Origin of the sequence: Flavobacterium noncentrifugens (assembly GCF_900100375.1) — a bacterium.
In the GTDB taxonomy this organism is placed as follows: Bacteria; Bacteroidota; Bacteroidia; order Flavobacteriales; family Flavobacteriaceae; genus Flavobacterium; species Flavobacterium noncentrifugens.
Window position 1 is genome coordinate 117,573 of the sequence record NZ_FNEZ01000003.1, and the last position, 13,539, is coordinate 131,111.

Below are 13,539 nucleotides of genomic sequence, written 5' to 3' on the forward strand. Positions count from 1 at the left end.
TCTGCCATGTCGCAGATCAGATATTTTATACGCGTTTTTCAGCGGCTAATTCTTGTAAGCCACTTTGATTCAAAGTAAAATCAGCGTAATTTCATTTTTTGTGCCTTTGATAGTGCCTACCAGATCTTTGTTCAACAACTGCTTCACTTTTTTGAGCAGCCTCGGGCGCATGTCTTTGATCGGATGTGTCACCTTAATAAAAATCAGCCTGTGGTGCAGGACGGCAGCTAAACTTTTGAGATTGGCGGCGGTCTGGAAATTTGAAGGATTTTCAGGACGGCTGATGAGTTGTTCGAGATGGTGTTCCAGCTCGGACTGAAATGGGATTTTGCAATCGCATTTTACTTCTACGGTAGGCGTAATTTTCATGGTTGTCAAGTTTTGGGTAGTATAAAGTTATGGCTACTACTGCTCAAAAACTTTACAATATTCGCATTTTGCGATGTATTCTTTCCATTTTTCCACCTGAAATCACTTTTTTCGCTGTTTTAGAGAAGCGTCAATAGGCTATCCCAAAGCCGCAGTATTCGGTATAGATTGCTGTGGATTACTATGGCGATAAAACATCAGGTAAAACTGCGTTTGCAATAGTCCGTTTGTGACGGCAATGGATTTTCGGGAAAATTTGTGAATTTTAAAAGTAAATAGATAGTTATCCGAAACTACGAATACCCGCTTTATGATTTCATTAGGAAGCCGCTTTACATATACCCTATTTTTCGCGGCTGGGCTTGGACGAGCCATCCTGACTGTTGGTTGCAAGCTGGAAGATCAGCTGCGACAGCGACATAGGATCTGACCATTGCACATTATGGTCGGTTCCAAGGCTGAAAACAGGCCATCCTTTATTTGCCGCGCGTCCGGCCATTTCTTTCCATCCGCAAGAGATGAAATATCCGGGCAATGTTTGTGCCCGCCTGTTTTTAAGGACCAGCGTATCGGTAAATGTTTTTATAGGCTGCGGAACGTCTTTTGGCGGCAGCTTTCCTGCAGGTACCCATGTTGCCAACTGGTAACCGTTTGTTGTGCTTTTTTCCATTTCTTTATCGGTTTTTCCCCAGATCATCGCAATGCTTTCGCCGTTTTCAGGTATTGCAGCATCGACATATATGAGTTTCTGTATTCTTTCCGGAATGCTGTCGGCCACGCCTGTGATCACCATCCCGCCATAACTGTGACCGACCAATACCACATCATGCAGGTCTTCATACAGTATGGTGTTTACCACATCGAGAATGTGCGTATGCAATCCTATTCCTGGAGAAGACAGGTGTACCCTTTCACCCAATCCTGTCAAAGATGGGCGGTATACGTTGCAGCCTTTTGCGGTAAGCAAGGAATCAACTTTGCGATAACCCCAACTGCCTCCGAATGCGCCCTGGACAATTACAACTGTCGGCCTGCGCGATTGCGCAGACACCTGTTGGCAAACAGATAAAAACACCAACATTATGAGTACGTACATTGAATATTTCATTACCTATTTTATTTGTGGAAAGACTCCAATAAAGCAGTTTATATTTTTTGTTTTATGGGCTTCAGTTGCCCATGATGTATCAGTAAAGCCAATAAACATTCTTATTTCTGCATGCCCTGCGGCCAGATTTACCATTTATGCTGCGGTTAAAAAGATCTCCGTACGTCTATGCAACGGATTGCAAATTTGTTCAGTAAGAGGCATTCAAAATTTTTTGCGTAAAAATAGTCAAAATGTTGCAGAGTACCCCAAACCAACATTTCAATAACGCCACTTTGAATCGATACCGTCCGGATATCTTTTGCTTTTTAACTTCCGATTGATGACCTTTTAACTATATCAGTGGGAACTGGCATAAAACAATTTGTGAGGATAATCAAAATGGTTGTTATAATCTTATTCATTGCACTTTTTTAAGAAAGACTATAAAACAGCTAAAAATGTCACATTATTGTCAGAAGTATTTGATCTTTTTGATAAAGCTCTGAAGAAATACCCGAGATTGACAGGACGACTCACTGATGCCAAAACAGGTCTTGTATTTGTGCTTTGCATTGGTATTTTTTTCTAACCGAGGTAATTTCGAAAACTTATGTAAACCCATCCAAGACCATGCCCCGAATGTTTTTTATTGCCGATATGCGGCCTGCCTCGTGAGCCGATATCCGCTAGTAAGTGCCATAGCAAAAGCCGGCCAGGCTTCAGCACTTTTGCAACGCAACCAATCCTATAGATTGAGTCACCATATAGCCACCCGCGTAAGTTGCAACCTATTCGCGTAATCATGTAAATTGTCAGTATCTGGTAGTCCTACCTTTACCAACTGGGTTTTCACCAGCGCACCATTTTATGGAAATTTACAACAACCCTACTGCAGAACTCATATCCGTACCAGATTGCATCATTGAAGGTTCCATACTCATTTCGAAGCAGGGGCCTGTCCTTTATGCATCTACGGGAGCTACCTGCCTGCTTGGTTACAGCGAGAAAGATTTATTGGACATATCCGATTCACAGGAACTGGTATATGCCCCGGACCGTTTTGTTTATGCTTTATGGCTTTCGGAAACCCGCCATGCCATTGAAAACAACAATCAGGGTGTAGAGATGCGGCTGTTGCACTATAACGGCAGTGTACTAACCTTTTTTTGCACGTTCCGCAAAATTGCGGACGGGAATGCAATCTGCCTGAATTTTAAAAGTGAACACCCTGCGCAGTTGGACGATGCTGCAAAACTTGTAGGCTTATACGATTGTGCCCGGGACATCATTAAAGGCCTCCGCCTCCGGAAGGACCGTTCGGGGATGCTTAAGGAAGCTGTCACCGTGGCTGCAGGTTGCGGCATTTTTGAAATGGTTTGGATCAGTGCGGCTGAAGCCGACACTACCGATTTCGGTTTGTTTCCTCCGGCCCTATTTTCTAAGATCACAGAAGAACAAGCAGAATATGCGTATGTCCGTGATGCACAGGCAAAAGCAATCCGTACCTTGAAGCCGGCCGCTACCCATGAAATCCCGCTGACGCTTTTTGCCCCGGATGCTTTTACAGACCTAAAAGGTTCTTTCGCAGCGTTGCCTTTTTCAGTCGACGGGGTGGTTTACGGGCTTTTAAATTTGTACCAGGGGTCGGAACAGTTTTTTTCTCCCAAAGCCCTGCAAATTTGCGCCGGCATTGCTGACGATATTTCTTATGCACTCCAACTCGAAAGCAATCAGCTGGACTTCATAGATGATGCACAGAAACTGCGCAGCAGCGAAATCAGGCTCAGGAATGCACAGGCGATCGGCAATACCGGAAATTTTGAGATCAATTTCAGGACCGGCAACGCCGTTTGGTCGGATGAGGCACTGCGCATTTACGGGTTGTCTTCGGATGAAAAAGAGCAGTCGTATGAGAACTGGCTGTCTTTCGTACACCCCGAAGATCTGGATGCCGTAAAAAAAATCTCGTTTAACCGGGCCGATCCATACGATACGACATTCAGTTACCGCATTGTGCGCCGCGATGGCAGCATCAGGCATATCGCCATCCATTACGAATATGAGTTGAATGACAAAGGTCGCGTGCTGGCCCTGTTTGGCACCGTACACGACATCACCGACATGAAAGCGGCCGAAACTGCACTGCTGCAATCTGAGCGCAACCTCCGACACATCGTGGACTGCATCCCACAGCTCATTTATGGCCTTGATGAGCAGGGCTTGTTTATATTTGTCAATAAAAGCTTTGCTTTTTTCTATGGCAAAAAACCGGCCGACCTCATTGGGAAAGCCGTTACGGATGTGGTAAGCAATCTTAGTGAAAGCAACTCACTGCTCGACCTGGATCCGCGCATCATGACCACAGGTCGCACTGGGGTACGCGAACTCGGACTTACGAATTTCAAAGACGAGCACAAAACCTTTACCACCATCCGTGTGCCGTATGCCCGGACAGCAAAAGGGCAAAAAGCGATCCTGGGCGTGGCCTACGACATCAGCAGCCAGAAAAAAGCAGAAGCGGAGCGCACGATGATGATCCAGGATATCAGCAGCCGCAACCGCGACCTGGAGCAGTTCAGCTACATTGTTTCCCATAACCTGCGCTCCCCGGTTGCGAATATCATAGGGCTGTCGGAAGAATTGCGCTCCGACGGATACGATGCCGAAACCAAAGCACTCATCTTGGACAAGCTCCTGTTTTCGGTACAACTGCTGGACCAGATCATCAGTGACCTCAATACCATACTCGAGATCAAGGACAATCATTCTGAGAAAAAAGAAATTGTGTTGTTCAGCGAAGTGACCGATAATATCAACACGGCCATTCAGGACATTATCACTGCTGAAGATGTACATATTACCACTGATTTTGACAGGGCTCCCGAAATTTACACGCTTAAAGGCTACCTTTACAGCATCTTCCAAAACCTGATCTCGAACAGTATCAAATACAAGCTGCACCATGCGGCACCGGTCATCCACATCCAGTCCGAAATTGTTGGCAACACTGTTGTCATCACCTATTCCGACAATGGCTTAGGCATTGACCTGAAAAAAAGAAGCCACGATGTATTTGGACTTTACAAACGCTTCCACAACCACAAACCCGGCAAAGGCCTCGGTCTGTTTATGGTGAAGACGCAGGTGGAAGCTTTGGATGGGCATATTGGCATTGAAAGCAGCCCTGGAAAGGGCACGCGGTTTACCATAGTGTTTCCTGTGTAGTTAACTGTGTTGCTACACAGCGAAAGGAAGGCTTTTCCAAGGGCGAGTCGCTTCGCTCTCAATGACAGGGCTTTTGAATTTGCTGTGTTGTTGGCCGTGTGGGTTGCTTTGATGTCGTTAGCAATGACGTTGCTGTACATGCGCATTGCGATTGTGAGTATGATCTTTAGTGCAGACTCAGCACGCGGTGTATTTGCCAGGCGTTGTCTTTGAGGCGCCAGAAAATCATGAATTTTACAATTTTTACCCGGAAGTAAAAACGCAACGTGGCCGGTTGGGATGCCGTTAATCCGCTGTTAGGTATCATGCAATATGGCTCACCTATGTTCATATTACACCTTAATTTCTTTAAATGAAACGAGCCTGGTATTTCTCCAGGCTCGTTATCTTTATTTACTGGGATGGTTTTCTGCCACCTGCATCGCCCTTAAAACGATAGAAAACAAAGAGAATCCCGGCAACCGCCAGCCATACCACTTTCCTGTTAATTGTCGCGGCAGGCGTATCATCACCCTGCAAATCGCCGTCTTCGTCTTCAGTTGGAAATTGTGCAAACATGATAAAATCGGAAAGCATTGCGAAACAAAAGATATAGGCTTTAAATAATGAAGTCTTCATGTAGATTTTGTTTACGAAATTTTAATTGATTATTTTTTTTGTAACGGTAGTGCCGTTTTCCATCGCAATGCGCAGGATAAGTACCTGCAGTGGGCCTGCTGCATCAAGCCGCTCTTCGGCATCATGGATTCCGGATTTCTGAAACAACAGCCTTCCGCGGATATCAAACACTTTAACAGCATCCATCAATGCTTTGCCGCTGTTGATCACGATAGCGCCATTTTGCCTGTATGCGATTATACCGCCATTGCCCGCAACCGGATCATTAACAGCCAATGTATTGTCATAAAATATTTCAAAACGGTCGTTAAAATTTCCAGCTTCCGAGGCAAATGTGTAGGCGCCAACCTTTAAATTTTGGGTGGCAGCTGTTCGTTTGTCACGCAGGAAAATGTCCTGTTGTCCAGTAAAAATGCCGTCGGTATGGTCTATGGCAATGGTGTAATTGCCGTCGGACGGCGTTTTAAAATTCATCGCCACGACATCCGATGCTACAAATGGCGCGCGGCCCTGAATGATGTATTCCGTCCCATCAAGGTATGACGAGAATGAAAGCGTCCCATCGTTCATATATTTGCCGTCGGTGCGGTCTACCCCATTTTCAGCGCCCTCCATGTAAGCCAGTAGCGTTTGGCCAAAAGCACCATCGGAATTTGTGAGATTGAGCCAGATCCTGCTGCGCTGCGGCGTGTCCTGAAGTTTAAAAAACTGGCCCTCATTGGTGGCGTCGCTTCTCATTTCGTTGCCAAAAGACAAAGTACCGGTTGCGGGTGCAGCCAATGCTTTGACCAGGAATCCCTGCCCTATTTGTATCAACCCGTTTGGAATTTCACTCGTATCTGATGCGGTCGCAATGGGTTCAACTCCAATCCCGCCTGCCTTGGTATAGGTTGCGTAGTACGCACTGGTAAGTTCGCCTGCCACTGGTGCATTGTTGCGTCGCCTCCAGAAATAAACCGTCCCTTCAATATTCTCCTGGTTGCCGTCAAGGAAAGCATCTGCGTCAAGCAGCGAAGGATATGGATTGGAAACCAAATTGAAGCGCTGGCCTGAAATGTCAAGCGGCAATGCAACCGGGCCGTTTACAGGTATCCCGACAAATTGACCCATCCACGGTAAAGCGGTTGCCGTTGCAGTATAAGCGATATGGTTGTTTGGCATCCGGATCAGGTAACCGGCACCTTTCCCGAACGTTGTGGCAAATGGGTCGGTAGCCGCGAATAAGCCGGTTCCCGTATTCAAAATATAAAAGCGGTTGTCTGTCGTTTGTGGAGAAAAGTTGTGCAGGTTTTCACTTCCGGTAACCGGCGAGCCCCACATCGTATAATCGAGCCTGAAGAGTGGTGTGCTGCTGCGCTGCACCACGATATTTCCAAAGTTTGATTCATTGGTCAGCTGGGTCAGGTTGGCATTATTCGCGAAAGTCAGGCTGCCGCCATTGACAATTACCGCACCGTTCAGGGTTACATGCGCCTCAGACGGGATGGTAACGACAGCGCCATTGACAACAGTAAGGCTGCAGGCATGAATGGCTGCCGGCATGTTATAATTTGCCGTGATGACTGCGCTGGTCGAACTGTCAGGCGCGCCATTACTCCAGGAAGAACCGTTCCAGATTGTTGATTTTACAATTATTTCAACCGCGTTTGAAAATACCACAGGACACACGCCACTTGAAATGGCAGCCCTGAAATACGTATTTGTTGTCACTGCGCCTGCATCAGCCCCGGTTAAAGTTCCCACTATCGTATTGATCGTGATCGGATTCGTAAAATCAGGATTGTCCGATCTTTGCCAATAAGCAATCTGGCCGGTATATCCTGAAATTGTAATATCAGAAGGCGCGTATCCAAAACAAACCGTCTGGTTTGCCGAACTCACTCCGGTTGCTGCTGCCGGCGTAATCGTCACATTGGCGTTGGCAGTAGCCGAAATGCCATTGGCATCTTTTACCGTCACAGTATATGGAGTTGTCCCAACAACAGTGGTTGGCGGCGTGGCCGAAGCCTCAGTGCCAAGCCCGGCAGACCAGTTGTATGTGTAAGGCGCATCGCCACCCGTAACAGAAGCGGTAAGTTTCACCTCCTCGTTCCCGCAAAATGTGCCTGCCCCTGCGACCTGTGCCGTAAAATCACCCCCTTTGATGCCGGTGAAGAACGAAGGCTGGTTGGTTAATGGGGCATTTGCTGCTGTCAGCGTGAGCCCGCTCAAAGCCTGGTATTTCATCCATGGATTGGTTTGCACGTCAAAAATTCCTGTCAGCTGTGCCGCCACCATAGACGATGCCGGTGTAAGCAATTCGGGCGTGATGTAATTTGCCGTGATGGTCGCTATAGCGCCTGTAATCCCGGTTTCCCTGACCGTCCAGTAACGGCTGATGTAATTTTGCAGGCTGTGGTTGTCAGGATGTATCGCATCGGTCACCGAAACGCTGACAAAGGCATTTGAGAACGTCCCCGATGTCACGGCCACCGTAATTGGGCTGTATGCCGGGTTGCTTGTTTTTTCGCCTATCGGAAATAAATAAGATCCGGTGGCTGTAAAAGGCCTTTTGACTACCCCTGCACCATCGGCTACAATCATTTTTGTAACCCCGAAGGTTCCTGTTACTGCATTTGCGCCAAGGGTCAGGTCATTGTTTCCAATCACAAGATTTCCGGCAAGCAGGTTTAATGTGCCGCTAACGGTTGTATTTTTAGCAAGAGCAATCTCTCCACCGGTATTGTTGATCGTAAGGTTGTTGAATACCGGTGCCGTGTTCCCTCCTATAGTCTGCAAATCGGAACCATTCATTACCAGTGTCTTATTGGCAAAATCGACTGCGCTGTCGAGCACCAGGTTCCCTGCAACATTTAAAGATGTTGGAAAAACGGCGCCGCTACCCGTGATGGTCAGGTTGTGGTAGGCCGCTAAAGTCCCTGTCGGGATCGCAATGGCCTGGCCGGTTCCCGAATATACGACCGTATTATCTATTGATCCTGCCGGAAAACTGCCCAGCAGGCTAAAATTCCCTGCGATGCGCATGACATTCCCGGTCAGCGGCCTTACGCTGGCACCTGAATTGATCGTGATGTTGTTAAAATTAGTAGCTCCTGCCATGGTAGCATCGGCATTGGTGAATATGACCCTGCTGCTTCCGGCACCGGTGTTGAATGTTCCGGTATTGATCCACGCTCCGGGGCCCAGGTTGATTGTAAGCTGGGAATTGTCGGGCGCATTCAGGATCCCGTCCTGCTCAATGTGGAGTGATCCCAATAAGTTTGCGGGATTCAGTAAAGGATCGTTAGGTGTCGTTGCAGCATCCGGTACCACCACCGCAGTATTGTCTGACGGTGTCGCATTTGGCGTCCAGTTTGCTGCCGTGGTCCAACTGTCACTTACAGATCCGTTCCACGTTAACGAGCCCGCCATGGATTCATCAAAAGTAAGGTTGACTGCGCCGAAAGATCCCACAAAATAAACCCCGACATTGACGTTGGTCAGTTCGATCCAGTTTTCATCCGTATTGAAATTTGACCTGCCCTGCTCCAATGTCGTATTCGATGAAAAAATATGCGCGTAGTCCACGAGCCTGTTTTCATCATTTCCGTTTAGTTCGCTGTCCAGGTAATGCGATTTGATCACCGCTTTTGTACCCGAACCGCCTGTCTGGGTAAAATCGTAGATGCGGTTTACCGCTCCGCTTCGCCACGATGGTGCCGTGCCAATGGCGGTCTTCAGGCTCATTGTAGTGGGTAGCGTACCCACATTCGGAAATAATATTGAAACATTCGGATGGCCGAAAGTATATAAAGTGTTTGCAGCGATCGTTGTGCGGGTTGTGATGCCAGTCACATCGCCGACACCTGTATTTGCGGCATTTGCACCCATCGTAAGCACATAACTGCCCATTGACAAACTCCCCATTGATGCCGACGGATTGTTCTGGGGCAAATCCAAATTGCCATTTACCGAAATTGCACCTCCGGCCACTGCGCCACCGGTTGAAGCAACCGTCAGGTTGTTGTATGTTCCCGATACGGCAGTCTGCACGGCCGACAAAGCATCATAAACCACAGTTCCGTTGCCGGCCCAGGATTTGCCTGACGGAATAGCCAATGCGGTGGTATTTTGTGTACGCAGCGTTCCGTTTATTGAAATTGTGGCCAGGCTGCCTGTCAGGGCATTCGCACCCATGTTCAATATCTGGTCGAGCGCTACTGAAAGTGCGCCGTTCACCACTACCGGATTGAGCAGCGAAACGGTTTTGGGGGCAGCAAAACTGACCGTAAAGTTGTTGACAAGATTGGTCGTCCCGATAGTGGTCTGGTCAAAACTCAGGGATGGGCTGCTGCTGCCGTTGATCGTAATATTCGACACAGCACTTCCTTTAAGTCCGCCAGCAATTGTATTGGTGACCGTTCCACCCAATGTAAGGGTATTGCTGCCAATGGCCAATTTGCCGCTGCTGACCGTAAGATTGGTCTGCACCGTCGTATCGCCTGATAAACTGGTATTGCCATGCAACACAAAATCATCTGCAATGCCATTAAAAGCGGCATAATTCGTTGACGGATTGGCGGAAAGCATGATATCATCAAGCGCAAATTCGTCAAAGTCGGCAGTTCCGGAAACTACCGCACCCGACCACCTGAGGTAGTAATAATTGTTGGCAGCGATATTTAAGCCGGTAATCGTGACCACCCTGTAGCTCGCTTTCCAGCCCGGTGCGGCATCCGCGGCTTCGGCAGAAATGACATTGAGCTGCGGGATATTCGTATAGGCCGCATTGTCTGCGGAATGGCTGAAATTGAAGCTGCTCGAAGCGGCCTGGTCGTTGTATATGTAAACTTTATAACCGATGCTCAGCGATGTGATGGCAGCTCCGGTCTGGTTCTGGAAACGAAGCGATACCGACCCGGGACCAAAATCACCGGTGGCAGGCTGGATTCCCAATGCTGCATTGTTCGCCGAGGTGCTGAATGCGTAGATCCCGCCATCAGACACGCCTCCGGCAGATGCGCCACGGCCGAATCCGCCATTGTCATTGGTTCCGCTAAACGGAATTGTGCCGTCAACAAAACCTGTGGCCGACCAGCCATTGGAGTCAAGCATGCCCGAAGCAGGCACTGCCGAAATCCCGCTGCCCTGGAACACACCAGTATTTACGCCGGCCACCGTCGCATCAAACGTAATGGTATTTACAGTATTCTGGCTGGTGATCTGCCAACCGTAAGAAGCGTTGAGGGTCGTCCTGTTGCCTGTGGCCGCGGTGGTTGTCAGGTAATTTTCGGTCCCTGCCGCGCCATTGAATTCGTAGACCGCAACATGGTAAACTGTTGCAGCAGCCAATCCGGTTGCGATGACCGAATTCCCGGTTCCTGAATAGACTACATAATTACCGGTTCCGATCTGTGATCCGTTTCCGAATGCCGCGGCTGCATTGTAACTGATCCCGTCAACCGGCGGCGCATTTACGGCGCTGCCACTGCGGATTAAAAGCAACCGTTTGGCGCCATTTCCATTGGTCCAGTTTACCGTAAAACCTGAATCGGTTGTATTCGTGAAATTTACCGCAGATGCCTGTGTTGCAGGCTGCGCGGCCAATACCGGGGCAACGAAAAATTCATCTGCGCCCATATCCGGCTGGGTGGTGCTTCTCGTACTGCCATCAATATCGGTCGTGATTGCTGCTAAAGGCGTTCCGAGGTTGTCGAGTGTTGTATTGGAAGCGGCTGGCAGGTGCAGGTCGGTTGCTGACGTAAAAACGGGCAGGATATAGACTGAATTGGCGTCTTTTCCGGTAGCGGTTTTCCAATTCGCAAGCGATGCCCTGTCGCTGCCCAAAAACCCTACAGGCTGAGAATAATAATCGTTATAATCGATAAAAGTGTATGCTGAGGCAGCTACCGCCGAATACAATGCATAACGTGTACCGGTGTGGCTGCTGTTCAGGAAAATGTTGTTGCGCACATCCAGTTCGCTTCCGCCGTTCACATACAATGCCGCTGAAGCACCGGTCTGGGCCGCAGCCATTGAAACCGTATTGAAGTACACCCTGATGTTTCTCCCGCTGCCGATATAAATCCCATGGGCGGTATTTGTCGTTGTGCCGTTTGACGCGATGTCACTCAGGAAATTGTTGGCCAGCAGCATGCCCGAAGCATTGGCTGCGTCCATTTCAAGGCTCAATGCCCTCATGATGCCGTAGCCTGTATTTTTAACATTGCTGACCTTATTTTCTGAAATGACCCCGTTGCTGTTGGTGCCTTTGATCCACATGGCATATCCCACCATCGCGTTGGTGGTCAGTCTGATGTCACTTAACGTGTTTCTTTTTATGGTGTATCCCGCTGCATTTTCAATTTCTATCGCACTGAGGTTCGGGTTCGAGTAATTGTTGTTCAGAACGCCCGAGATGGTGTTGTCTGTAATATTAAAAAGGCTGATGTTTGAAAGGTATATCGCACGTGAAGGTTTCTCATTGTCGGTAGTGCTTCCGAGCACATTTGCCACAACCTGCACATCAGTGGTTTGCAACGCTGCCGCGCTGTTGCCATTGATGTAAATTCCCTGCCGCACATTTATAAATTCATTATTCGTTACTGCAAGCTGGGCGTTTGGCGCAGTCGCTGCCGCCACGTTAATGGTATTGTTGGTTCCCAGGCTGTTGCTTCCCGAATAGATCCCTGAAAACAGGAGCTGCTCCTGGTTCCGGTTCGCCATCCGGATTTTCGTGTTGCTGATGCTGATGTTGGTAGCGCCATTGCTGCCGTTTGAGCCGATCCATACTGCGGTGCGCGCCAGGTAACTGATGTTGTCGTTGTTGGTTATGGTCAGGTTCCTGGTGGTACCGCCGGTGGTATTGCTGCCGTCGATGACAATATTGTCGGCCCCGTCGAGCTGGATTGCTGCCGGGACGCCCAGATAGCCACTTCCATTAGGATTTGATATGATCGTAACGTTTTTCCCTGTGTTGGGTTTTATCCGCAGGGTATTGACGGTGCCAGTCCCGGAAAACTGTGAAATTTTTATTGGAAAAACCTCTCCGGAGGCATTGCTGTACTCGGTGTTGTCCAACAGGAACAGCACCGGTCCGGATACGCCAACCGTATTGATCCTGGTGACTGCATTTGTCAGGGTATTGAAAGGGAAAGCCTGGGACGCGCCCACGACATAAGTTCCCGATAGGGCTTGTGAAAAGCCCGTTACAGGCAACGAAAGCATGCAAAGGAAAAGTAGGATTTTTTTCATTCTTGAAGTTTTTGTGTGTGAATGGACAAGGCCGCCAAAGAAATCTGGCACGCAATTTTGGATGTGTCGATAGGGCCAATGCTGATTTGTTTATGAATAACAAACCGGCTTTGGCCATTTTATAAAAACTCCGGGAAACTAAATAATAAGGAAATGAAGTGAGTAGGTTTTCATAGCAGTGAATTTGTGGGGGATTACTTCTTTTTTTTACAAAAATATGTTTTTTACCGATTTTATTCGCCGTTAACCTGTTAAATTCCTTTAACTTACCAAAAATAAAACCGCGCTTCCTTTAAACTTTTAGTACGAAATAGCGCCAAATGCCTTGCAGTTCCTGCACGCATCAGATTTCGATACGAAAATTGCGATATATGCAAATTTTAAGGCTGTTTTTTAAATTGTAAGATGCGTATTACAAATAAATACAATAAATCAACATTTTGTGTGCATGATACGCATGGCAGGAACGAAGCATTGTCAAAAAGCAGTTTGCCTTCAGAAATAGGAGGTTCCGACTAAAAATTAGTATACGCTCTTAAAAATGATACCATGGCAAACATCACTGTTGATCGCAAGCAGTTTTTCGTCATACAATTTGTGCCGGCTTTTGATTTAGAAAGACAGTCCGGATCCTGTTTAAAACCGATCGCGCCGGTATGGGGCTGCGGATGCAAATTTCTTTGGTTTCCTTTTACCCTTCGCAAAACCGCTTTTTTTGCAAAGCACACCAAACCAACATAAAAACTTTTACGAATGCCCAATGTTTACCATCGATAATGATTTTCGACAGCCAGGATTTCCAATCCGCGCCTGCCTTTAAATAACTAACGGTTTCAGGTCTTTTGTTTTACAGTTGTTTTGGTGTTGTTTTACTGTTGTTCGCAAAAACGCCCTTTTTGCAAAGGAAACCAAAACAACAGTAAAACAACACTAAAAGAAATCCGTTTTGGAGTGTGCTGTTTTTATCCGCGCTTTGTTCCAGATGAAAAGGGGCTGAAGCTTAA

6 protein-coding genes are annotated in these 13,539 nt (G+C 47.7%); 2 read left to right on the top strand and 4 right to left on the bottom strand.

What is annotated here, in order from left to right; all coding sequences use genetic code 11:
• Positions 1-69: 69 nt before the first annotated feature.
• Positions 70-369, bottom strand: coding sequence for a hypothetical protein (locus tag BLS32_RS10155; RefSeq protein WP_091395048.1), 300 nt, complete (start codon positions 367-369; stop codon positions 70-72).
• A 343-nt stretch (positions 370-712) separates the two neighbouring features.
• On the bottom strand, positions 713-1,465 hold the full coding sequence (locus tag BLS32_RS10160; protein WP_217639563.1) for an alpha/beta fold hydrolase: 753 nt from the start codon (positions 1,463-1,465) through the stop codon (positions 713-715).
• Here BLS32_RS10160 and BLS32_RS18295 point away from each other — a divergent pair.
• Together BLS32_RS18295 and BLS32_RS10165 are read left to right on the top strand one after the other, a co-directional pair.
• Positions 1,452-1,745: a hypothetical protein gene (locus BLS32_RS18295; RefSeq protein ID WP_139171739.1), complete on the top strand. Its 294-nt coding sequence runs from the start codon at positions 1,452-1,454 to the stop codon at positions 1,743-1,745. The genes BLS32_RS10160 and BLS32_RS18295 overlap by 14 nt on opposite strands.
• A 581-nt stretch (positions 1,746-2,326) precedes the next feature.
• Positions 2,327-4,684, top strand: coding sequence for a PAS domain S-box protein (locus tag BLS32_RS10165; protein ID WP_091395053.1), 2,358 nt, complete (start codon positions 2,327-2,329; stop codon positions 4,682-4,684).
• 393 nt (positions 4,685-5,077) lie between these two features.
• On the opposite strand, the gene BLS32_RS10170 is transcribed toward BLS32_RS10165, so the two are convergent.
• Both BLS32_RS10170 and BLS32_RS10175 read right to left on the bottom strand, forming a co-directional pair.
• Entirely contained in the window at positions 5,078-5,302 is a 225-nt protein-coding gene (locus BLS32_RS10170) for a hypothetical protein (RefSeq protein WP_139171740.1), read from the bottom strand.
• Positions 5,303-5,323: 21 nt separating this feature from the next.
• Entirely contained in the window at positions 5,324-12,535 is a 7,212-nt protein-coding gene (locus BLS32_RS10175) for a hypothetical protein (protein WP_091395058.1), read from the bottom strand.
• Positions 12,536-13,539: the final 1,004 nt, after the last annotated feature.

Bases quoted from the DNA above. Each gene is read 5' to 3' on its own strand.
- BLS32_RS10155 (WP_091395048.1), bottom strand. From the start codon at position 369: ATGAAAATTACGCCTACCGTAGAAGTAAAATGCGATTGCAAAATCCCA.
- BLS32_RS18295 (WP_139171739.1), top strand. From the start codon at position 1,452: ATGAGTACGTACATTGAATATTTCATTACCTATTTTATTTGTGGAAAG.
- BLS32_RS10160 (WP_217639563.1), bottom strand. From the start codon at position 1,465: ATGTACGTACTCATAATGTTGGTGTTTTTATCTGTTTGCCAACAGGTG.
- BLS32_RS10165 (WP_091395053.1), top strand. From the start codon at position 2,327: ATGGAAATTTACAACAACCCTACTGCAGAACTCATATCCGTACCAGAT.
- BLS32_RS10170 (WP_139171740.1), bottom strand. From the start codon at position 5,302: ATGAAGACTTCATTATTTAAAGCCTATATCTTTTGTTTCGCAATGCTT.
- BLS32_RS10175 (WP_091395058.1), bottom strand. From the start codon at position 12,535: ATGAAAAAAATCCTACTTTTCCTTTGCATGCTTTCGTTGCCTGTAACG.